23 protein-coding genes and 1 pseudogene are annotated in these 23,605 nt (G+C 35.9%); 22 read left to right on the forward strand and 2 right to left on the reverse strand.

The annotated features are described in order from the left end of the window. Positions 1-23: 23 nt before the first annotated feature. From LG276_RS02950 to LG276_RS02960, 3 genes are all read left to right on the forward strand, one after another. The gene (locus tag LG276_RS02950; RefSeq protein ID WP_224939151.1) at positions 24-1,076 is read left to right on the forward strand and encodes a hemolysin family protein; all 1,053 of its coding nucleotides are present in this window, start codon (positions 24-26) and stop codon (positions 1,074-1,076) included. Positions 1,077-1,293: 217 nt separating this feature from the next. Next, the gene (queF, locus tag LG276_RS02955) at positions 1,294-1,794 is read left to right on the forward strand and encodes a preQ(1) synthase (protein ID WP_095370762.1); all 501 of its coding nucleotides are present in this window, start codon (positions 1,294-1,296) and stop codon (positions 1,792-1,794) included. Beyond that, entirely contained in the window at positions 1,791-2,414 is a 624-nt protein-coding gene (locus tag LG276_RS02960; RefSeq protein WP_224939150.1) for a queuosine precursor transporter, read from the forward strand. Before queF ends, LG276_RS02960 begins: the two co-directional genes overlap by 4 nt. A gap of 107 nt (positions 2,415-2,521) precedes the next feature. Here the strand turns inward: LG276_RS02960 and LG276_RS02965 are convergent. Beyond that, a pseudogene (locus tag LG276_RS02965) lies at positions 2,522-2,665 on the reverse strand (winged helix-turn-helix transcriptional regulator); the annotation flags it as partial. A 91-nt stretch (positions 2,666-2,756) separates the two neighbouring features. Between LG276_RS02965 and LG276_RS02970 the strand changes: the two are divergent. Further along, a complete protein-coding gene (locus LG276_RS02970; protein WP_095370760.1) occupies positions 2,757-3,650 on the forward strand; it encodes an SDR family oxidoreductase in 894 nt (297 codons plus the stop codon). A gap of 42 nt (positions 3,651-3,692) precedes the next feature. On the opposite strand, the gene LG276_RS02975 is transcribed toward LG276_RS02970, so the two are convergent. Next, a complete protein-coding gene (locus LG276_RS02975) occupies positions 3,693-4,157 on the reverse strand; it encodes a hypothetical protein (protein WP_251163541.1) in 465 nt (154 codons plus the stop codon). Positions 4,158-4,368: 211 nt separating this feature from the next. Here LG276_RS02975 and LG276_RS02980 point away from each other — a divergent pair, with 211 nt between their 5' ends. The 18 genes from LG276_RS02980 to LG276_RS03065 all read left to right on the forward strand — a co-directional run bounded on the left by LG276_RS02980 (position 4,369) and on the right by LG276_RS03065 (position 23,466). Next, positions 4,369-5,379 (forward strand): ABC transporter substrate-binding protein, encoded by a 1,011-nt coding sequence (locus LG276_RS02980; protein ID WP_251163542.1) that lies wholly within the window; start codon positions 4,369-4,371, stop codon positions 5,377-5,379. Between the two features lie 703 nt (positions 5,380-6,082). Continuing rightward, positions 6,083-6,847: a Flp pilus assembly protein CpaB gene (locus tag LG276_RS02985; protein ID WP_251163543.1), complete on the forward strand. Its 765-nt coding sequence runs from the start codon at positions 6,083-6,085 to the stop codon at positions 6,845-6,847. A gap of 32 nt (positions 6,848-6,879) precedes the next feature. Continuing rightward, positions 6,880-8,040 carry an AAA family ATPase gene (locus tag LG276_RS02990; protein ID WP_251163544.1) on the forward strand — a complete coding sequence of 387 codons (1,161 nt, stop codon included), beginning with the start codon at positions 6,880-6,882 and terminating at the stop codon, positions 8,038-8,040. A gap of 23 nt (positions 8,041-8,063) precedes the next feature. After that, the gene (locus tag LG276_RS02995) at positions 8,064-9,392 is read left to right on the forward strand and encodes a CpaF family protein (protein WP_251163545.1); all 1,329 of its coding nucleotides are present in this window, start codon (positions 8,064-8,066) and stop codon (positions 9,390-9,392) included. Positions 9,393-9,406: 14 nt separating this feature from the next. Further along, entirely contained in the window at positions 9,407-10,333 is a 927-nt protein-coding gene (locus tag LG276_RS03000; RefSeq protein ID WP_251163546.1) for a type II secretion system F family protein, read from the forward strand. Between the two features lie 4 nt (positions 10,334-10,337). Then, positions 10,338-11,273 (forward strand): type II secretion system F family protein, encoded by a 936-nt coding sequence (locus LG276_RS03005; protein ID WP_251163547.1) that lies wholly within the window; start codon positions 10,338-10,340, stop codon positions 11,271-11,273. 105 nt (positions 11,274-11,378) lie between these two features. Continuing rightward, positions 11,379-11,609 carry a hypothetical protein gene (locus tag LG276_RS03010; RefSeq protein WP_251163548.1) on the forward strand — a complete coding sequence of 77 codons (231 nt, stop codon included), beginning with the start codon at positions 11,379-11,381 and terminating at the stop codon, positions 11,607-11,609. Positions 11,610-11,640: 31 nt separating this feature from the next. Further along, on the forward strand, positions 11,641-13,035 hold the full coding sequence (locus LG276_RS03015; RefSeq protein ID WP_251163549.1) for a VWA domain-containing protein: 1,395 nt from the start codon (positions 11,641-11,643) through the stop codon (positions 13,033-13,035). 16 nt (positions 13,036-13,051) lie between these two features. Then, the gene (locus LG276_RS03020) at positions 13,052-13,441 is read left to right on the forward strand and encodes a TadE/TadG family type IV pilus assembly protein (RefSeq protein WP_251163550.1); all 390 of its coding nucleotides are present in this window, start codon (positions 13,052-13,054) and stop codon (positions 13,439-13,441) included. After that, on the forward strand, positions 13,442-14,158 hold the full coding sequence (locus LG276_RS03025; protein WP_251163551.1) for a hypothetical protein: 717 nt from the start codon (positions 13,442-13,444) through the stop codon (positions 14,156-14,158). It abuts the gene before it with no gap. Between the two features lie 25 nt (positions 14,159-14,183). Further along, positions 14,184-15,416: a hypothetical protein gene (locus LG276_RS03030; protein ID WP_251163552.1), complete on the forward strand. Its 1,233-nt coding sequence runs from the start codon at positions 14,184-14,186 to the stop codon at positions 15,414-15,416. A 13-nt stretch (positions 15,417-15,429) separates the two neighbouring features. After that, positions 15,430-16,281, forward strand: coding sequence for a hypothetical protein (locus LG276_RS03035; RefSeq protein WP_251163553.1), 852 nt, complete (start codon positions 15,430-15,432; stop codon positions 16,279-16,281). A 13-nt stretch (positions 16,282-16,294) separates the two neighbouring features. Beyond that, a complete protein-coding gene (locus LG276_RS03040) occupies positions 16,295-16,984 on the forward strand; it encodes a hypothetical protein (RefSeq protein ID WP_251163554.1) in 690 nt (229 codons plus the stop codon). After that, complete coding sequence (locus LG276_RS03045; RefSeq protein WP_251163555.1) at positions 16,984-17,190, forward strand: hypothetical protein; 207 nt, start codon at positions 16,984-16,986, stop codon at positions 17,188-17,190. Before LG276_RS03040 ends, LG276_RS03045 begins: the two co-directional genes overlap by 1 nt. 133 nt (positions 17,191-17,323) lie before the next feature. Further along, positions 17,324-18,568: a DUF5068 domain-containing protein gene (locus LG276_RS03050; protein WP_251163556.1), complete on the forward strand. Its 1,245-nt coding sequence runs from the start codon at positions 17,324-17,326 to the stop codon at positions 18,566-18,568. A gap of 161 nt (positions 18,569-18,729) precedes the next feature. Continuing rightward, positions 18,730-20,109, forward strand: a complete 1,380-nt coding sequence (locus LG276_RS03055) for a VWA domain-containing protein (protein ID WP_251163557.1) — start codon at positions 18,730-18,732, stop codon at positions 20,107-20,109. 618 nt (positions 20,110-20,727) lie between these two features. Further along, a complete protein-coding gene (locus LG276_RS03060; protein ID WP_251163559.1) occupies positions 20,728-21,306 on the forward strand; it encodes a hypothetical protein in 579 nt (192 codons plus the stop codon). Between the two features lie 456 nt (positions 21,307-21,762). Next, entirely contained in the window at positions 21,763-23,466 is a 1,704-nt protein-coding gene (locus LG276_RS03065) for a transglutaminase-like domain-containing protein (protein ID WP_251163560.1), read from the forward strand. Positions 23,467-23,605: the final 139 nt, after the last annotated feature.

Raw genomic sequence — 23,605 nt, forward strand, 5'->3', positions numbered from 1 at the left:
ATCCCTCAGGAAGAGGGAAATAATTGGACAGTATAATCATATTAAACTTGTTTTTAGTTGCATTATTTATTTTGTTTACGGCATTTTTCGTAGGTGCCGAGTTTGCTATATTGAAAGTGCGTATGTCTAGACTCGATCAATTGATCGCAGAAGGAAATAAAAAAGCAGTACTTGCTAAAAAAGTAGCTCATAATCTTGACTATTATTTATCTGCCTGCCAACTAGGTATTACCATTACAGCGCTTGTTTTAGGTGCTTTAGGTGAACCAACTGTACAGAAGATTTTAGAACCTTTGTTTATTGAATTTGAAGTATCTGCCGCTGTAGCGACAATACTTTCTTATATTATCTCACTGACTATTGTCTCGTTCTTACACGTCGTTATTGGGGAACTTGCACCAAAAACATTAGCGATTCAATATGCAGAAAAAATGACACTTCTACTGGCGCCAGCTTTATATTGGTTTGGTCGCATTATGAAGCCAGTTATTAGTTTATTAAATGGTTCCGCAACGTTTATTTTAAGGCGATTTGGTGTTGAGCCAGCTGGTCATGATACTGTGCACTCTGAAGAAGAGTTGAAGTTGATTGTCACACAAAGTTATGAAGGTGGAGAAATCAACCAAACAGAACTTGCTTATTTGGAGAACATCTTTGCCTTTGATGGTCGTCAATTAAAAGATATTATGATTCCGAAAGAAGAAATGATTACACTGCAGAAGAATCAGTCATTGGATAGTATGTTAAAGGTCATCGATGAATATGAATATACCAGATACCCTGTTGCATCTAAGACGAAGGAATATATCGGATTCATTAATACGAAGGAAATGTTAACGAGTTTAGCTGCAGGACGTAAGGAAGATTTTAAAGAATTTATGCATGAGATACCAAGCTATAAAGAAACCATCTCCATTAAAGAGGTTTTCTTGAAAATGCAGCAAACACGTACACATATGGCCCTTGTAACAAATAATCAAGGCAAAACGGTCGGGTTAGTAACAATGGAGGATATTCTTTCTGAAATTGTTGGAGAAATTAAAGATGAATCGGATGGTAACGAAGTGTACGCCTAACAGAAAAGATTGACAGTGATCACAAGCTTATATAAACTGAGAAAAGTAAATGAATAGACTGGAAGATATCCAGAAGAGGTTCATAGCTTTAAACCCTCTATAAAAAACTATGGATGCATGAAAAAAACCATGTCCATATTCGGGCGTGGTTTTTTGTTTCTTAGTTGACAGATGGTTTTAGCTCCCTGAACGAAATTGATTCAAGGAGGTTTTTTTTATGTCAGGAAGAAAAGAAGAACAAGGATTAACGGATTTAACTTTATTAGGTAATCAACAGACCCAATACCCATCAGATTACGCACCAGAAGTACTTGAGGCTGTGGACAGCTTACATAGCGGTAGAGATTATTTTGTCAAATTTAATTGTCCAGAATTCACAAGTCTTTGCCCCATCACAGGCCAACCGGATTTTGCTACGATGTATATCTCTTACATCCCTGATGAAAAAATTGTAGAAAGTAAATCATTGAAACTGTATCTCTTTAGCTTTAGAAATCATGGCGACTTTCACGAGGACTGTGTCAATATTATTATGAATGACCTCATTGATTTATTGAACCCCCGTTATATTGAAGTTTGGGGGAAATTTACGCCTCGTGGTGGTATTAGCATTGATCCGTGGTGCAATTATGGCCGACCGGAAACGAAATACGAAAAGATGGCAGAGCATCGATTAATGAACCATGATCTCTATCCAGAAAAAGTGGATAATCGATGATTCTATATTTAAACGGCATCTATGTGGGCTTGCTTATTTTAGCTAATATAGTTGCTGTGAAATTATTCAGCCTTGGCGATTTAGCGATTCTTCCAGCAGCAGTGGTCGTTTTTATTTTTACGTACCCAATCATTGATATTATCGTCGAATTATATGGGAAAGAAGCTGGTAAACAAACGGTGAAAGCTGGTCTTATCACACAAATATTGGCGATTATCTTTATTATGATCACCATCCAATTACCTGCTGCTCCCGTATTCGGCGAACAGGCATCATTTCAGGCTATTTTAGGTGGTAGCTTTCGTGTAATAGTTGCGAGTCTTGTGTCTTATTTTATTAGCCAGCATATTGTTGTGTATGTTTTTCATCAACTAAAAATGCGTCATGGTAAGAAGAAGTTATGGTTCAGAAATAATATGTCTGTAATGATTAGTCAAATCGTCGACACATCGATATTTATTACGATCGCCTTTTACGGAACGATTCCAACTTCCGCATTATTGGGATTGATTCTCTCGCAATATTTATTTAAATTTATTGCCTCAATTTGCATCACACCACTTGTTTATTTAGTTGTGCATATGATTCGTAAGCGTGAATTCATCATGGAAAAAGTGTAATTCGATGAAAAATACAAGAGTCTTGCTTTCGTTTAATTGGAGCAAGACTTTTTTAATACAGTTCACTACTTAAGGTTCTATAGATTACGAGAGTTTAGTGGACTATTTTACAAACTATTGCGGTTTTTTTCTCTCCACTCACATAACTGCTCTAAAACAGGTAATAGCGTTTCTGCTTTTTTTGTGAGACTATACGCTTTCTTTCGAACAATCCCATCAGCTTCCAGCTCCTTAAGTTGAGTGCTCAATGTTAGTACCTAAAATTTTTATGAGCTAGGTATTTTCGCGTTTGCACCACCTTCTCTCAATTAAAATAATATGATGAAGAGGAGGGGAAGCCCTATGGAACGAGGAAATTACGGAAAAGAAACAAAATGTGAGGAAATTGTATTTAGCTTTCCTAAACAAAAGCAGAATAGACAGCCAGGGATGGAATACGAAATGGTCCCAAGGCCCATATATGATAATCCGCAATATAGAGGTACCGGCAAGTTAAAGGATAGAGTAGTAATTGTAACTGGGGGCGATAGTGGGATAGGGAGAGCCGCAGCTGTAGCCTTTGCTAAAGAAGGAGCGAATTTAGTAATTGCCTATTATGATGAACATCGCGATGCAGAAGAGACGAAACAGGCAATCGCTTATTATGGTGGGAAATGTCTTCTGATCCCAGGTGATCAAAGGGAGGAAGCGCATTGTAAACGAATTGTAGAAGAGACCATCCAAACCTTTGGCAGATGTGATGTGCTTGTGAATAATATCGCTGTACAGTTTTTGCAAGATGAATTTACAAATATTAGTTCAGATCAGTGGAACATAACCTTTGACGTGAATATTCGGTCGTATTATTATATGACAAAAGCAGCCATGCCTCACTTGAAAGATGGGGCCAGCATTATTAACACAACCTCAATTAATGCCTATATCGGTAGAAAAGATCTCATTGATTATTCGGCAACAAAGGGTGCAATTGTTAGCTTCACACGAGCGTTGGCTAATAATGTTGTTGACAAAGGCATTCGTGTCAATGCCGTTGCACCGGGGCCAATTTGGACGGCACTCCAACCTGCCAGTCAATCCCCTGAACAAATCCAAACATTTGGTCTCGATGTCCCAATGAAAAGAGCAGGGCAACCGTATGAATTAGCACCCGTTTATGTCCTTTTAGCATCTGATGACGGCTCTTACATCACCGGTCAAACCATCCACGTTAACGGGGGAGATTTTGTTGGCTCCTAATAAAAAAGCCGAGCGACTTTAACTAAAAGGGCTCGGCTATTTTTATGAGCTTTTCTGTCCAGCTAACTTCCCATTCAAAAATTCAATCGTTTCAGCAACAGTCTGTTTATACGCAACAGCCTTGTGAAGCTGATAAATCGCACGATCTTCAGCTGCAACTATTTCCTCAAAAGAAATTGTCCCAAGCAAATTCTTAAAGGGGTGGTCTTTTTTAAGAAGCTTGATCTCTTTACTTATATCTTCCGCATGAATTTCATTGATGATATAAAAAGGGAACTGCAGCTGTTTTTCATTCATGATCTCGTGAAGTTTTACACGTTGCCCCTCGTTCGACTCACCATCGAGTATTTCTGTTGTCACTTCTACGTTATCGAGGTCTCCGACAGGAAAGGCAAATTGGGTATCGTATGTTTCTTGACTTGAAGTCTTATCCGTGTAGCAGGAGACTGCATAATAGGTCATTTTAGCTTTTTTCAGCTTTTTTAAGTTAAACATGCCCTCAGTCATTCAAAAACTCCTTTATGTAAGTATCTGATATAAGAATAGCACACATAATTGTAAAAATTCACCACGATTTTTCTATGAAAAAGAAGGGGAATCAATATGTGTGGAGTATCATTACTATAATGAAAACGCATGCAAAAAAATTCATTGCTTTAAATCAACAAAGCGTGTTATTATCGAAATATTAAAAATTTTATAAGTGGGGAGTTAGGTCATGAGAAAATTATTAGCAGGTTTGATTGGTAGTTCAATGCTGCTTCTTAGTGCATGTGGTTCTTCAGGTGCTGATGAGGCAAGTGGCAGTGGGGACAATGAAAAGGAGCAAAAAGTTGTTAAAATTGGTATTACACAAATTGTTGAGCACCCTTCATTAGATGCTGCAAGAGAAGGTTTTATGGCTGCTTTAAAAGATGCAGGCTATGAGGAAGGAAAGAATTTAGAGTTAGATTATCAGAATGCTCAAGGGGACGCTAATAATAATATGTCTATTGCTCAAAACTTGGTTACTGCTGACAATGACCTAATTCTTGCAATAGCAACAGCAAGTGCTCAATCTGTTGTTCAATCAACCAAGGATATACCTGTTCTTTTTACAGCCATTACCGATCCGATTAGCGCAGATCTTGTAAAAGACTTGGACAAGCCGGGTGCAAATGTAACTGGTACTTCTGATACCCATCCAGATGCGATTAAAAATACGATTGCTTCTATTAAAAAGTTTGTCCCTGAAGCAAAGACGGTCGGAATCATTTATAACGACGGGGAAGCTAACTCAATTGTTAATGTAGAAAATGCGAAGAAGGCATTAGAAGAGAATGGACTTGAATATGCGTTGACGGCAATTTCAACTAGCTCAGAAGTGAAGCAAGCAGCAGAGTCACTTGTTGATCGCTCCGATGTCTTTTATATTCCAAAGGACAATACCGTCGTTTCAGCTTTAGAATCAGTGATCACAGTGGCTAATAAAGAAAAAATCCCTACATTTGTTGGTGAAAGTGATTCGGTTGAAAGAGGCACGTTCTCTTCCTATGGCTTTGAATACCATGACCTCGGTTATAAAACAGGTGAAATGGCTATAGAAATATTAAATGGCAAAAAGCCAAGTGACATCCCAGTTGGTTTCCCTGATAATCTAGAATTAATCGTTAACAAGGATGCAGCTGAGAAACAAGGTGTTGAATTAACAGATAAACTATTAGAAGGGGCAAAGGTCATAGGTGAATAATTATATTCGGGTTAAGAGAGGTGTAGTAATTAACTACATCTCTTTTTGTATGGAAAAAATGTCGATTCTTGTCAACTATTTATCTTGTGTTTAATTACTTTGTCCTAGGTTAGCATTTTTTGTATCTATGTCGTTTGAAATGGGATGATACTATATTGATAAAATGACTATAAGGTATAAAAAGGAAATAAATATAAAATTTTACCTAATAAACAATTGTTATTTAACTTTTTATTATACTTTTAAAGAAAATAAATCACATGGAGTGAAAAATTACTCTCGATACCCCGAGGGGAATTTTTCAGAGAAATTTCCAACACTTATATGAGTATATTTTAGGTTGTTACCCACTTTGCTTACAAATTGAGTCTAAAAGACCATAAAAATATATATTCCTCAATTATTTGCAATAAAGTAATTAGAATTATTTCTCTGCTCCTGTACTGACATCCTTCCAAAATCACATAAAAAATCTCGAATTTGAGAGAAAACTAGTACGAAAATCACAGACAAATTTCGACATGGACAAAAGTGGATTTGACGGAAATTTCTACTCATGTTAGTAAATATATAGCAGGAAAAAAGAAAAAACTTCAAATTATCAGGTTTAAAATTTTTTAAACGAGGTAAAAAGTAGTAAATTATTTACCAAATTTTACTTAAATATAGAAAAATATGAATGATGTGGGAGAGAAGAAGCAGAATGTTGGAATCGAAGAGAAGAGCCATAATCTTTATATCTATTTCATTATTATTAGCAGTGGCAGCTGGTTTTTTCGTCCTTCAAAAAGTGAGCGAACTTAATGCTGATCTTGGTGGGATGACGGAAGTTTATGTAGCAGCAGATGATATTCCTTCTAGAACAGTTATTAAACCAGAGCAAGTGAAAGCCATTGAAATACCTAATAGGTATGTAAATGAATCGTATGTATTAAATGTTGAAGATCTAATTAACAAAGTTTTAGTCGTACCATTAAAGGAAGATGAAGTGATTACACAACCAATGATTAAACCTGTATCAACAGCTACTGATGAGAATAGTCGTCTCGTGATGATAACGCAGACTGAAAATGTAAGCTTTGATACACAGTTAGAGGCACTTGATCGAGTGGACATTATTGTTTCACACAAGTTTGACGGTAATCCAGTTACTGAAAGCTTTAAGAAGGATGTAAAGGTTGCTCGTATCTTACAAAGTGATAAAAAGTTTTCAGGAATTGTCGTGGAAGTCCCTTTTGAAGCTGCGCCAGAAATTATACATATGCAAAATTACGCTGATAGTATGAGAGTACTAAAGGCAAATGTTGGTTTAGAAGAGGAAGTGCAAGAAGTCGATGGTGAGGCAAAAGAAGCGGCTTCTGTAGAGAAAGAGGAGAAGGTAGACGAAGCTCCTGCTAAAGAAGAGAAGAAAGAAGAACCTAAAGAAAAAGAAGAGAAGAAAGAAGAAAAGTCAGATAAAAAAGACTGATTATAAGGTATGTCAAAAATGAGGTGGTCATGATGGCTGAACAAATCAATATCCTGATAGTGAGTGATAGTGATGAATCGCTTACTAATATTATGGGGTTATTTAATGAATATAACAAAATAGATACACTTAATTATTCTGATATAAGGTCAGAATTGGATCGATTATCTCCAGATTTAATCTTTCTAATCGAATCCTCTTCAGAATCAACAGTGGATACGATTGAATATATCCACACTTATAATCATATACTCCCAATTGTTTATATCTCCTTCTCAAGAGACTTTGACACATTAAGGGATATAACAAGAGCAGGAATTACTGATTATTTTGTTTTACCGGATGAAAATACCATGCTTTATGGCAGAATGGACAGCATTATACAACTGGCTATTCAAAAAAGAGAGCAGTTGGAAGAAACAGCTTCAGCTAATCAATCTTTTAAACGGGGAAGAGGAAAGATTCTCTCGTTTTATAGTGGTAAAGGTGGAAGTGGCCGCACGATACTATCGAGTTCTTTTGCACAAACATTAAAATTAGAATCCACTGCACAAGTGATTTTAATCGATTTAAATTTGCAGTACGGTGGTACGGAAACTTATCTTTCGATTGAATCGAACAGGTCGCTTGCAGATCTTCAACCAGTTATTAGCGAATTAGCGGAAACCCATATTAGAAACGTATCAGAAAAGGAAAAATACTCAAAGCTTGAAGTGTTATTAAGCCCTAAAGATGCTGAGGTAAGTGAAAGTCTTCCTTCTGATTTTATTTCTAAATTATTGAGGACCTGTAGAAGGAGCTATGATTTTGTCATTGTCGATCTTCCTACATATGTGAATGAACAGACATATATTGCATTGGAAGAGTCAGATAAAATCTATTATGTGATGAATTTGGATGCACCATCTATTAATATGTTAAAACAAGTTGAAAATCTTTTTGTAAGGCTTGGTATCGAAACACAGGATCGTATGGAATTGTTATTAAATGAAGTCGGGAGAGAAAATGAAATAAAGCCAAATGATTTAAAAGATATTATTTCTTACCCTATAGCATTTAAGATACCAAGAGACATTAAAGGGGTTCAAACACATATCAATAAAGGTGAACCATTTAGAAAAGAAGCTGTCGAAAAGAAGTTGATACCATTTACTAAGAGCGTGAAGAAATGGGTTAACCAAATGTTAGAATAATATAATTTAAGGATTGATGATTGATGTCTTTGTTTGATAAAAAAACAGAAAATAATAATCGAAATCGAACGATAAAAAGGTCGTCAGTTCAAAATCAATACATTTCAGAGCTTGTAGAGCATTACAAAACGCGCATATTAAAAGAAACGAATCTTGAACTGTTAACCAGCTTGCCACAAGGGGAAATGAGACTCAGAATTGAACAACTTATCAGTCAATTTATGAGTGAGGAAAAAATCATTCTTCCGAGGCATGATAAAGAATTACTGATTACAAGGATTATAGATGAGTCCATTGGCTATGGTCCCCTCGAACCATTATTAAATGATCCAAGTATTACGGAGATTCTTATCAATAACTTTAATGAAATCTATATTGAGCAATATGGAAAGTTGCAACTTTCGCCCATCTCATTCAGAGATGAAAGCCATGTTAGACATGTCATTGACCGTATTGTAGCTCCACTTGGCAGAAGAATTGACGACAGTTCGCCGATGGTTGATGCCAGGTTACCCGATGGAAGTAGGGTGAATGCAGTAATACCTCCAATCAGTTTAGGAGGATCTGTCGTTTCCATTCGAAAGTTTCGCAAAGAACCATTCCGCATTCAAGATCTATTAAACTTTGAATCACTAAATGAAAATATGTCTCGTTTTTTAGATGCGATTGTAAGGGCAAAAATGAACGTGCTTATTTCAGGAGGAACAGGTAGCGGTAAGACAACATTATTAAATGTTCTTGGCGATTCTATTCCTGTAGGTGAACGAATAATTACGATTGAAGACTCCGCTGAGCTTCGCTTAGATAAACCAAATGTCGTGGGATTGGAAGCCCGCCCTGAAAATATGGAGGGCGAGGGCGAAATCTCTATTAGACATTTGGTGAAAAACTCATTACGGATGAGGCCTGATCGCATCATCGTCGGTGAGGTTCGTGGCTCTGAAGCATTTGATATGCTGCAAGCGATGAACACGGGTCACGAAGGGTCGATTACAACAGTACACGCCAATACCCCATTTGATGCACTGAGAAGGGTCGAGGGAATGGTTGTCATGGCGGGTATGGATTTACCATCACATATTGTTAGAGAGTATATTGTGGGCGCATTAGATATTATCGTTCAAAGTACACGATTAACAGATGGAACAAGAAAAATCGTTTCTATTTGTGAAGTTTATCGTAGTGAATCAGGTGAAATCAATATTGATGAAATATTCACCTATAGACGTAAAGGGCTAAAGGAAAATGGTCAGGTTGAAGGTTCGTTTGAACCAACAGGAAAAATACCTAAATGTTTAGAAAAAATTAAGATGTATGGAATAGAGCTAGATGAAGAAATTTTTAAAGGATAGGAGGTGGAGTAACTATGGAGGCAGCCATACTTTTTGGATTAGCAACATTGCTCTTTATATGGGGTGTTTATAATTACTTAGGTTATCGTAGTGATAAGAAAGAAATTATTAAAAAGCAAGCAAAGGAATTTCAAGAAAAAGAAGAACGTAACAGCTTTATTGCAAAATTGGGTGATAGGTTTGATAAAACTGATTTTGCCGATAACTTTAAGCAAAAGTTAGTAAAATCCAATATATCTATTCTACCTTCTGAATTTTTTGCCATTCTATTATTTATCGCCTTTACTGTCACCATCATGTTATTCGGCTTCTTTAGTGTACCGCTTATCTTAAGCTTAATCATTGCGGTTGTGCTCTGTGCAGGGGCTTATTGGATTTTATTCTTAATAAGGAAGAATAAATACATAGAGAAGTTAAACAATCAATTGTCTGAGGTATGCCGAATTCTCGGGAACGCAACGAAATCTGGCATGACAATTGTCCAAGGGCTTGAAATCGTAGCGAGTGAAGTGAGTTCTCCTGCTAAAGACGAATTTAAATCATTGACCCAAAATATGAGATTAGGTGTCGATTTCGAGCGAGCGTTAAAAGAATTAGAAGTTCGAGTACCTACGAGAGAGTATAAACTATTTATCTCTGCTCTATTAATTCAAAAAAGAGCAGGGGGTAACTTAACACAAGTTTTATATGAAATGGCTCACACGCTTGAGGAGAGGAAGGTACTCAGACAAACAATTTCAACAGCTACCGCTGAACAAAGGTTTGTTTCGTATATCTTACCTGCTCTGCCCATCTTCTTGTTGTTCATGTTAAACAATATTATGGATGGATTTATGGAATTGTTATTCACTGTTCCAGGAGCTATATTAATGATTATTTTTATTATAGGGATGGTAATCGCGCTATTACTTGTAAGAGCTGTTACCAACATAAAGGTGTAGCGTTATGGATTCTTTCATATTATTCGCCGTTATATTATGTTGGCTATCTCTCGCTCTCGGATTAGCTAGTTTATATCAGTATTCTAAACAAAAGCAATACTTGAAAGCTCATTTACAAGAAATAGCAGTTACCTCTTCCGTACTTGTAGCTGGCAAGAAAGGCAGATTGGAAAAAATCATTCAATTTCTCGCCAGATATGCTGATGACTTCTCCACATTAGGAGAGAGGATTAATTTTTATAGTGAATCTGAAGAGGTAGATAAGCTATTAAAAAGATCAGGTAACCCTTATGAATTAAGTGTGAAGAGATTTCAAGGATTTAAAATCGTGTTTATTTTATTGGGACTTTTACTTGGTTTCTTTATGGTAATTATGGGGTTCCCCCTAGCAAATATTGCTTTTGTTACTTTACCAATTTTAGGTTTTTTTATACCCATTATTTGGGTGAGGTCATTAGGTAAAAAAAGACAGGATCTATTAAGAAAGGACTTACCAGACTTTTTAGATACGGTAAGTATTAGCTTACAAGCAGGATCGAATTTAGATAGTGCCATCAAAGAGGTAATTAAATATTTTGATGGTCCAATAAGAGAAGAATTTGCCCAATTCCTTCAAGAAATCGATCTGGGTGTTCCTCGAGAAAAAGCTTATGCTGGATTATTAGATAGAAATGAAAATGAAGACTTTCAATCTTTAATTAAATCACTTATTCAAGCAACGAGATTAGGTGTTCCGATGGCTTCGACTTTTAAAGCACAAGCTGAGGATATTAGGAAAATAAGCTTAGAACAGGTAAAAGAAAAAGCAGCTAAAGCATCTCCAAAAGTCACTTTAATCACATCATTCATTATCGCTCCACTGATTATGTTGCTGATTATTGGATTAGTGATTCTCAACATGATCTATGGTGAGAACAGTATTATGAATATCTTTAGTTAATAAAATATAAATCTTTGAAAGGGGTGATTATTTCTAACTGAAGGTTAGCTCACGCCATCAAAAAAATTAGAAGTAATAAAACCAATTATTTAGGAGGAAAAACAAATGAAAAATTTTATTGAAAAAGTAAACGGGAAAATGCAGGCTCTGTATGCGAGAACACAAAAGGCAGTTAATAACGAAGACGGAGTATCAACAATTGAATGGGTAGGATTAGCGGCAGTAATCGTTGCTTTAATGTTTGCGGTTGCGACGGCTATGGATGGTCAAGGAAGTGGTTTGGCAGAGACAATTGTTACTAAAATAAGTGATATGCTAGAAAGCATAGGTAGCTAATTTAACTATAACAATGGTTGGAGGCTTTAATGTGAAAAAAACAGTTTATATTTGTCTGCTTCTACTATTTTCCGTAATGGTTGTAGCTTGTTCGTCTGATGAAGGGAAAAGTAATGATACACCACAGCAAACCCAAAATCAAAAGGAACAGACAGATGCTGAAACTCAAGAAACATTACAGAAAGCTTCTGAAGAAAATGAAATAGCTGAGGAAGCCATCAATGAAGAATTAGTTGCAAAAGAACTGCCAAAAAATATAGAAGAAATTATTGAATATCCTATTGGCATACTAGGTTCTGAAGATACAATGTTCGGTGATAGGAATGTAGAAGCGGTACTTAATGATATTCCTGCTTTACCAGAGGATGCAAATGATGAGGAATTACAGAAGCTGACGAACTATTTGTATTCAGTATTTAAGATGCCATACGAAGACCCGAAAGTTTCTATTGAAGAAAGCAGTTTAAACAAGCCTGAGGAAGCCGAAGAATTAGCATCTAAAGAACAATATAATGTAGAAATTGTATTGGACGCCAGTGGAAGTATGGCGAATTATATGGGTTCTAAAACAAGGATGGATTTAGCTAAAGAATCAATCGAGGAGTTTGCATCCACATTACCGGAAGATGTGAATTTAAGTTTAAGAGTGTATGGCCATGAAGGATCGGGCTCAGATGAAGATAAGAAAATGTCCTGTGCCGCCAATGAGTTAGTATATGAGTCAAAAACATATAATGAGTCTGAACTGTCCAACGCACTTGATTCCTTTGATCCAGCAGGGTGGACACCATTAGCTCAATCTATTAAGGAAGCGAAAGAGGACCTATCAAAGTACTCTGGAGAAGAGCATAAAAACGTTGTCTATATTGTCAGTGACGGAATTGAAACATGTGATGGCGATCCGGTAGCAGCTGCGAAAGAATTAAAAGATTCGGGAATCTCACCAGTGGTTAATGTCATTGGATTTGATTTAGCCAGTAAAGATGAACAGCAACTGAAAGAAATCGCCAAGGCAGCAGATGGTAGTTATGTGAATGTAAACAATCAAAATCAACTCAATGATGAATTAGGTAAAACAGTAAATGATACTCTGAAGTGGATTGGATGGAAGAACAGTGAAACGTTAAGTGCTATTAGTACGAAAAACAAAGAAATACTGGAAATCATTAGTGTCAATAATAAATGGAAAAATAAACTACGTAAAGAAAAAAATCTAACTAAACAATCGGTATATAGTCTGAAGAATGATGACAAAATTTCCGATGACCAATCCCAAAAAATTGTCTCTAAAGTAGAAGAATTTTATAAGAAACATAATGAGTCTATAGAAGAACTAAAAACAGTCTTAATGGATTTATCAAAAGAAAACTTAAAAGAAACTTTAGATGAAATTGATAAACTTTATGAAAAAAATGTCTCAAACTAAAAAGGAGGGGCATCAAATGAAGAAAAAAATCAATAATGAAGATGGTTCAGCGACAATCGAGTTCTTAGCAATGGTGCCCCTTGTTTTCTTGATTATGATGATTTTGTGGCAGTTTTTGGTTGCGGGTTATGCGGCAATTATTGCCCAATCTGCATTGAATGAAGCAGCAAAGACATATGCAGTCACTGAGGATATAACTGATGCAACCAGTTCTGCAAGAAATCTTGTTAATAAAGCCGGAGGTAACATACAGATAATGGATCTCGATCCGATGAATAACGGTAACAATCATTTCACTTTAAGGATGCATGTGAACCTAGATTTGGTTTTTATCCCAGATAGCATAGCGGGATATATTCCGAAGGTTTCCTTTACGAGAGAAATAAGTGGCAGGGTGATGGAGTAAATGAAATATTTAAAGAATGAAAAAGGAAACACAATGCTATTTATCATTGGATTGTTTAGTGTGTTCTTTTTAATGTTTCTTTTAATCCTAAGCTTTGCCAATGTGTTTATTGAAAAAGAACATGCGTCCAATAATGCTGAGCAGGCAAGCATTGTTGCTTCAGGTATTATAACGAAGCATCTTGCTTTATCGATAGAAGATTATGATGAGTATTTAGAAGATCAATTTAAAGAAGCGGAAGAGGAAGCCAAAGAGGAAGCAGAGGAAAACGAAGATAATGAAGATTATGAACCACCAGAGCTAGAGGAACCTGAATTATTATCAAAGCAAATAGAAGAGCTCCTTCCTACACTTCCCAACTACTTAAAAGAATCTGAAAAGAAACATCAAGCAATCAATAAAATAATTAAGCGTGAGTTAAATAAACCAGATAGCCATGTTTTAAGAATGTTCATTGCTTCATCATTAAGTAATGCGGAAAGTGAGATTTATAGTGAAGTAAGTACGAATATTCAAAGAAATGGTGGCCAAGTATCAGAAACAGAAATCTGGTTAAACGAAAACCAAAGAATTGAAGTGAAGACAGCTACTAAGTACGAAGCCTTTAAGTATGATGAATACTTTTCTGATAACCAACGGCATGTGAGACAAACAGGACAGGGGCCATCTTTCGAATTATTCGATTCGTTCGCATGGGGACTGAATATTAGTTATTAATAAAAAAGATTAGGAGGTGTTGTCAATGAGAAGGTCATACCGTGTCCTCATTGCACTATTATCCATATTTGTTATCATGTTTATGAATATAGGTAGTTATGCCAGTGTTGCACATGCATGGGGGACTTGGAATAATGCGCCAACTTGGAGTGGACCTCAATGGGAGACACCACCAGAATGGGAAACCCCTCCCGAATGGGAGACACCGCCCGAGTGGGAACAATCTCGATGGGAAACTTCACCAGAGTGGAATGAACAATTATGGCAAAATCAATCTGAATGGGTAACGCCGTATTGGAATACCTCACCGGTTTGGGAACATGCACCATGGGAACAAAATTTAAATTCCGATAATAGCAATAATAACACTTCTAATGACCCAAACAATCCAAATAACCCAAATAACCCAAACAATCCAAATGATCCTTCAAACTTACCCGGAGGACCCATTGCAGGCAATCCACAACCACCATATAGCCCAGACTATCAAAATCCGACACTGGATACATTAGATAGGTATAATAATACAGTATCTGATAATCAGTCGTTTTTTGAGTTTGAAGATCCAAAGGCTTATGACGGTATAAAGTTTGTTACAAATGACGTCATCGGTAATACAGTTAACTTTGCTGATGAAATGGTTCGTGCTGGTGATACAGCTGGCTTTAGCAATTATGCATCCAGTCGTTCCAATCTTGTTCTAGCAGGATTCAAAACTTTCGCCAAAGGTGACCCGACAATTGATGCTGCTTATGATGTAGCGGATGTTGGGCTGAAGGGGAAGGAAGTTTATGATAATTTAAAAACAGTTAATGAATTTAGAAATATCGAAATGATAAGATCCTCTAGTGACATAATTGATATTGCCAGCGTTGATGATTTATATAATGCTACAAAAACTTTCACACCTGCAAATGCTGTTGTGTCCGCAGTTACATTACCTTTTGCTATTAAAGATACAGTTGATAATGTTGGGAAGTTAAACTCAGCAAGTACTTCAGAAGAGAAAACAAATGCTGCATGGGACCTTGTTGGTAATACAGGAGAAATCATTACTGGACTTGCGCCAGCAGTTGCTATGATACCCGGTGCTCAACCAATAGCTGCTGGGATGGTAGTGGTTGGTGGGGTATTATCAATTGCTAGTTTAGGTCAAAAATTATATAGGAATAGAAAAGAAATTATCTCAAATGTTAAAGATAAGTTCAATAAAGCTAAAGAGTCTGTTACAGGGTTCTTTAAATCTGTATTTAGTTAAATGAGGTATATGTATGATAAATGTTAATCCAACACCTGAACAAATAAAGAATATAAAAAGGCACAAAAGGCTATTTGAGAAATGGGATATGTGGAAATTTGCTTTCTTTTATAAAGGTCAACATTATTTTATAGTGGATTATGCAAAATTAAATAATAAAGTTAGTGGTTATCTAATTATGGATAAAGCTGGGGAAGTATTGTCCTTAGAAGAAGCAAAACTACCTGCTTATTATTTGTTACTTTTTAATACGATGGCGAACAACGCTGGTAGAGGGATGGCCATTCAAGCAAAGAAAGAACCCCTAACCTATAAGGAAATGAACCGTATATTATTAGATAATCAAGAAAAATTATTGTCTGAATATCCTCATATGGTACAAGTGATTAATAGAATTGTAGAACATAATGAAAAAGTAATTGAACGACCTAAGAGAATAAAAGAAATTATTTACAATTTAGGCTATATGCAAAGAGAAGTAACAAGAAATATCGGTTATTTTGATATCCCATTTATGGACAGTTTTGAAGATGAATATGGGAAATATAGTGCGATGATGTATACCATAGCTAAAAATGAAATTTCATTAGAAAGGGATTATGAAGAGTTAAAAAAAGTAATGTCTAATGAAACTATCTTTTCTTCAAAGAAAGATAAAAATACATTGCAAACACTTTTAAATGACTGGTTAAAAACAAATGATACATTAAGGAAATCGATTGCTACATTCGAATTAGACGAGAGAGGAAATAAGCTACAAATAGATGAAAGAAATATAAAGCAGTCTTTATCAAAAAACAGAGAAGACATAGGTAAAAGGGATTTCGAAAACAAAATAGTCCCCGTCTTAAGAAACCCAAAATAACCAGGAGGACTCTATGAAAAGTATTCTATCAAGCTCCTTCTCTTTATATATACAAGACTTTTTAAAGTTAATGTTGTTGTCAGTTTTGACATATGTCCCCTTGTTATTTTTGCATGCGATAATTGTTAATTATATTTATGCCGAGACAAGGTTTGCTGAATATCCCGGTTTGATTGGGGATGTGGCTAATGGGATTTTCATGATTGTTTTTCTTACGATTGCTCAGTTGCCATTCATTAAGTATACGCTTTTAGAAAGTGAGGATGCTGATCATCCCCTCAAGCAAGCGATTTCGTTCGCGATAGAAAAAGCATTACCTATTTATTTGTTTGCTTGCTTGTACTCTATTTGCATTTTTATCGGTGGCTTATTATATGTGATTCCTGGTCTAGTTGTCCTTGTATTATTTTATTTTGTTCCTTTTTTCTTAGCGGAGAATGGAAAATTAAGAACCGCTTTGAAAAAATCAGTTGGATTTATTAAAGCTCATTTTTTCAAAGCGATTTTCGTTATTTTTATATTAAGTATTATTCAATTGGTATTCGAGAATATCATGATTTATTTATTATCTCTGTATACTGACGTGTATTTCACAACTTTAGCTTTAAAAATCGTACTACTCATGTTTTTATTACCACTTCAAGTGATTTTTCTGACAAACATTTTTAATAGTTGGCGGGAGACAGAAAAAGGAGGGATATAATGTCGCAGAAAGAACGTAAATGGAGAAGAATCTATTTATTTATTATGTTATTTGTCTACATCCTCTTCGTTCCCATTTCACTTTTTGAATGGTTATTATCAAGTGATCGCTTTCCAATTGCTGCAGCGGTAGTGGCCATTGCTTTGCCGTTTATGCGTAAAAATCATTTAAATACCATTAGAAAAGAAGAAAGTAGTAGTTTATGAAGTTAAAAGAAGCTTCTTAAAGTAGACTTATTAATGGAATGTATGTTGGGGTCTACTTTTATGGTGTTTCTAACTAACACAAGGACCATACAGAAAGCGAATATTTTAATAAACAGAATAAGGTCGTGAGTGAATGAAACAGAAAAGACTTTTTTTGATTACGCTTATTTCTTCCGTTATGCTAATGGCGGCATGTGGAAATGCAAAAGAAACGAATAGCACACCTAAGGAAGAAACAAAAGAAGTTAAAGCAGAAGAAACAACAACGGAACCAGAAGTGGAAGAAGAAAAAAAAGAGGAATCTTCAAATGGTAATGACGGCATGCTTAATCCTAATATTGAAGAAGAATCCCAAGGTAATGTTGAAGTGGTGTTCACGAACAAAGATCCTCAATTTATAAATGATTTAGATGGATTTAAAGTAAGTGTAGATGAGTACCAAATTGTAAAGGTGACAGATGTTAGCGCCGATTATACTATACCATTTAAAGATCAAACAGAAGGCTATGTAATGACAGCCAAAGTAACCATTGATAATACGACAGATAAAGGTATTTATTATAATAATATATATAGAGTGCAGTTCGGAAGTGAGTTTGATTACATAACTAATGATATTAATAAAACTTTTGTCCGAGAAGAATTTCCGAAATCAGAAAAAGAGACAGAAGTAGGGAAATTCGCACCTGGAGAGAAAGTATCAGGTTTGATTTCTTTTATTTTCACTAATGATGAGTTTAAAGCGTTAGATTCTGTAAAACCTAAATTCATTATTGAAGGCGGAGCAGCCGATAATAATCAATTCTCAGGTAGCAATAAACAACAAGCTGTTTTCGACTTCCCTTATAGCGGCGGTCAGCAAGAGGAATTAAATAACGCTACATCATTTTATCCAGATAGGTTAACAACTGCAAATATGGCGAATAAAGAAATGATTTTTGAAGAAACAGCTATTAATGAAACAAAACAATTAGATGATGTAAAAGTGACTTTAGCAGGTGTTCAATATACAGAAATTGAGCCAACACCAGATAATAAAGAGCGCTTCAGAAACTTTGGAGATAAAGGCATCGTTGCTATTACTGTTAAATTGAATTTAGACAACCAAACAGATGCTCCTATTAGTCTTTGGAATATTAGCTCCAAAGTCGATTTAGATAAAGATAGAGGACATATTAGAGCTCAAGGTATGGTAGAACCTGAAGAACCTAAAGAATTAAAAGCTGGAGAGCAGAGTGAAAAATATCATGTTTTCTTAATGAACAAAGATGAGTTCGAGCTATTTGAATCATTTGACTTACAGTTTGGCCCGTTTGTTGGAGAAGACGGTAAAGATATGTTCAAAGGTGAAAGTGTAGAGTTCAATTTACCAAGATAGTGCTAAATAGAAATAAGTATAATGGAGGAAAGCAGTCTTACAGGCTGCTTTTCGGTGTTTATATTCACAAAAAACAGCGATATCCGTAATGATAAATGAGTGAGGCACCTCAAAAAATCACTCGATTGCATTTTTTAATTATATATCTGGAGGATTCAATCATGAAAAAACGATTCACACTCTACCTCCTTGTTCTTTTCTTTCTCTTGGCCGCCTGTTCAGCAGAAAAAGAGGCGAGTAATCAAAAAGAAGATGACCAAAAGAAAGCAGGAGCGGAAGTAGCAGAGGAGCAACAAAAATCGGACGAGGAAAATGAATCAGTGGAAGACGTAGATAATGAAGAATTGGTTGTGAGAGAACTGCCTAAAAGTATTGAAGAAGTTGTTGAATATCCTATTGGTGTGTTAGGTGTTGAGGATATCATGTTTGTTGATGAGCGGATAGAGGCGATCTTAAAAGATATTCCTGCTTTACCAGAGGATGCAAGTCATGAGGAATTACAGAACTTGACAAACTATTTGTATTCAGTATTTAAGATGCCATACGAAGACCCGAAAGTTTCTATTGAAGAAAGCAGTTTAAACAAGCCTAAGGAAGCCGAAGAATTAGCATCTAAAGAACAATATAATGTAGAAATTGTATTGGACGCCAGTGGAAGTATGGCGAATTATATGGGTTCTAAAACAAGGATGGATTTAGCTAAAGAATCGATCGAGGAGTTTGCATCCACATTACCGGAAGATGTGAATTTAAGTTTAAGAGTGTATGGCCATGAGGGGTCGGGTTCAGATGAAGATAAGAAAATGTCTTGTGCTGCCAATGAGTTAGTATATGAATCGCAAACATATAATGAGTCAGAATTATCCTCTGCGCTTAATTCTTTTGAACCAGCAGGATGGACACCGCTAGCGCAGTCGATTAAGGAAGCGAAAGAGGATCTATCAAAGTACTCTGGAGAAGAGCATAAAAACGTTGTCTATATTGTCAGTGACGGAATTGAAACATGTGATGGCGATCCGGTAGCAGCTGCGAAAGAATTAAAAGATTCGGGAATCTCACCGGTGGTTAATGTCATTGGATTTGATTTAGCCAGTAAAGATGAACAGCAACTGAAAGACATCGCCAAGGCAGCAGATGGTAGCTATGTAAATGTGAATAACCAAAACCAGCTTAATGATGAATTAAGTAAGACAGTAAATGATACTCTGAAATGGATTAAGTGGAGTAGTGGTGAAAAAATAAGTGCAATTTCAAAGTCTAACGAAGAAATAATGGGAATTATTAGTCTGGAAAATGAATGGAAAGCTAAATTATTTAAAGAAGAAGACATGATTATGCAATCAATTTATGAATTACAGAATAATAATAAACTTACCAAGGAACAGGTAGATAAAATGATTTCATCTGTTAAAGAGTTTTATAAGAGCCATCATGCTTCTATAAACATGTTGAATGATGTATTAATTGATTTATCATATGAGAATCTAGATGAAACTTTAGATGAAATTGATAAGTTATATGATGAAAATATACCAAATTAATTAGTGTATACTTAGTATGAATAAAGCAGTGCTGCGAAGGTGGGAACCACTATTTAGATAAGAGGTATAACCAGTGATTAATGTAAAACTAACTAAAAATCATAAAAAAAATATTAAAGCTTATAAACGTTTATTTGAAAAGTGGGATATGTGGACTTTTGCTTTTAAACAAAATGATGAATATTATTTCATCACTTCCTATACACAAAGAATAACCGATAAAGTGAAAAGGTTATTTAATTTTAGATAGTAATGGGAATGTTCCTTCATTAGAAAAAGCGAAGGTACCTTTATACAGCTTGGTTTTATTTAATACAAAAGCTGATAATGCAAGGACTGAGATGGTCCATCAAATGAAAAAGAGTCTGAAACCTTACAAAGATATGTATGAAGTCCTTAAGACAAACAAAGATCATATTCTCAATGAGAACCCTCAAATGGAATTCACTATTAATGCCATAATGCAGCAAAGTAAAGAAGGGATGAAAGGCCGAAAAAAATTAGAGAGATTGTGATGAATTTAGGTAATATGCAAAGGGAGGTCACTAGGGGTACGGGTTTCTTGGAGACTTCCTTTTTACGCTAATGCATAATACGATTAACGGAATAGGTCCTCAAATGAAAAAAGGTATGAGTACGTATGAAAAAATGTATCAACTTTTAGAGAAAAATCGAGATAGGATTATTAAGAGTAATCCCCAATTTAAAGAACAATTGGATCAAATGATTGAACATAATAAAGAAGCAGCAAAAAGACCAGAGAAAATTAAAGAGATTTATTATAATATTGGGGAAATGCAAAGAAAAGTAACTAGGGGATCTGGATATTTTGATATTAACTACTTAGTAAGATTACAGGATGCATTTGGAAAGTATGGCACTTTAATGTATACATTCGGAATAGGAGAGCGAGCATTAAAAGGTCCTTATAAAGAATTAAGTCAATTGTTATCCACAAAGGGACTAGGTGTTCCGTCTAAAGATAAATCTACAATTAGAGCCCTAATAAAGGCATGGTTACCAACAGTGGAAACAAACTTAAAGAAGTCCATGGCTACCTTTGAATTAGATGAGAGAGGAAAGAAACTTTCTATCGATCATCAAAATATAAAACAATCATTAGCAAATAATAGGGAAGAGATTGCTAAGCGAGATTTTAATAAAAAGATATTACCTTTACTAAGAAACCCACAATAATGTTGAGACTAACTCGACTTCGACCAAACCCAAGCCAAAGGAGGGAATCTCTCATGCTAACTAATAAGAGAATAACCCTGCAGACTCTCTCCGATGCTTTTTTTTGTAATACCTAGGGGTGTTAGTGTTGAATAATAAGTTCATAGTGTTTTCCAGTTTCATTCCCTTGGGTAAAGTGTTTTGAACGAAGGTAATAGCTGACAATATCCAACTTATCAATTGATATTTACCAATCCCAAACCATCTACCTCCAAGAATCAACCCCCAAAATCCACATTTACTCCTTTCTCCTTTTGTAAAGCAAAGGAAAATCTTTTATTGTTATTCATATAGTGGTAAAAGTGTGAAAAAAGGGGTAATTGGATAGAGAAACTTTTTAACTTTTGTATCGTAAGTATGATTGAACTGATTTTTGTAATGATATGTTTGATAATTAGGGTTCGTAAGGAGGTTAACATGTTAAAACGAGTTTCGTTGTTTCCTATATTACTTGTGATGGCAGGTATGTTGCTGATCGGCTGTAATGATAAGGGAGCCGTGAGTAGCGAAGAAGTGAAAAAGCAGGTTGATCCGTATGAACAGTTAGTGGAAGAAAAGAATAAGGAGTTAGAGCTAGAGCCTTTGACATTAACGACGTATAGTGATGAAATTGGTGCAACGTTTGATTCGCCGGAGTACCGGGAGTTTGCGGCGAATGGTACGGTGACGATTGAGGGGAGCATTGAGGATTATCGAGGATTGAAGTCTGGTTATGCTTGGATTAGTGTGACGGCAGAGGAAGACGGGGTTGCCGGAAGAGAGCATGAATATTATGCGCCTATAAAAGAGGGTCAAATCAAGCAGGATATTCAGTTTTTTAATGGCGAAGGTACGTATCATATAAAGGTACAATTACCCGATGATGAGCGGGAGAATTATTATTATGATACAGCACGGTTTACTGTTCATAATGTGAATCCGGATGTGAAGAGAGATGTGACGTATACACCATATGGTCAAGAAGTAGGACTTTCGTTAGGGTTGGATACAAGCTTCTTTGAAGCAGAAGAAGTTTTCCCATTAAAAGGTGTGGCAGAAGGATTGGATGAGGAAGATACAGTAATGCTTCGCGTGTCGAAGGGAACGGATAATTGGAATCATGTCCTCGCCGTTAATCAAGAGCACCAATTCGATTATGAGGTGCCTCTCTTTTATGGAGAAGGCTTGCATAAAGTGGAAGTCATGGTACCGGATGGTGACCGAGAGAATTATTATCAAACGGCTACGACTCTCATGGTGAATAATACATCTCAGCAAACGATGGAGCCAATCGAGTACTCTAGCCTTTATAATGAACGAGGGGTAACTTTAGAAACGCCTGCATACAGTGGAGATGAATCGAGTGGGGATTATACCATCAGTGGAATGATTCAACCTGAAGCTGAATTAGCGAGTGAGACAACACACCTTTATGTATCGAGTAAAAAGGGTGAGGATACGGCATTAGATGTGATTCCAGTTCAGGATTTTCGCTTTGACGATTCCTTTTATTTGAGGTTTGGTCCAGGTACTTATGATATTACGGTTAGTGTACCTGAGATTACGAAAGAAAATAGTGATACCTTTCGCTTTTATAGCGTAGCTAAATTTCAGGTGGACAATACCGGTGAAGATCGCCGGGATTTGTTACCGTCTCGTGGAGTTCAGTCCGACCATCCGAAGATTAATAGTTTAGCAGAAGAACTGCTTCAAGGGGTGGAAGGCGACCGTGAGAAAGCAAAGGCGATTTATGATTATGTGGCCGAACATATCGCTTATGATGTGGAGAAGTATAATACAGATGACTTTCATTGGGATGACAGTGCCTTAAAGGCATTGGAAACGAAAAAAGGTGTTTGTCAAGACTATGCCTACTTAGCCATTGCTTTGCTGAGGGCGAGTGACATGGAAGCAAGGTTTGTTGAAGGTAATGCTGGTTCTGGTTTTACTAGGGGGGCACTCGGTGGCCGCCATGCTTGGGTAGAAGTGAAGGTGGATGGTGAATGGCTAACAATGGATCCTACTTGGGGTTCTGGTTATGTAGAAAATGATACCTTTGTTGCAGCCTATAACGAAGATTATTTTGACCCGGAACAAGCCTCTTTTGAGGAGACCCATTATCGTACGGGTATATCTTATTAATAAAAAAACGACATTCCCGAGCGAATGTCGTTTTTTTTATGGCTCATTTATGTTGAAAACGGATGGATACCTTGTTAAGAAAAGGATATTTTATCACTTTATTTACGTTAAGATCATGGTTAAATAGATTAATTATTTG

Origin of the sequence: Cytobacillus kochii, assembly GCF_044790165.1 — a bacterium.
GTDB classification, from domain to species: Bacteria; Bacillota; Bacilli; order Bacillales; family Cytobacillaceae; genus Cytobacillus; species Cytobacillus kochii.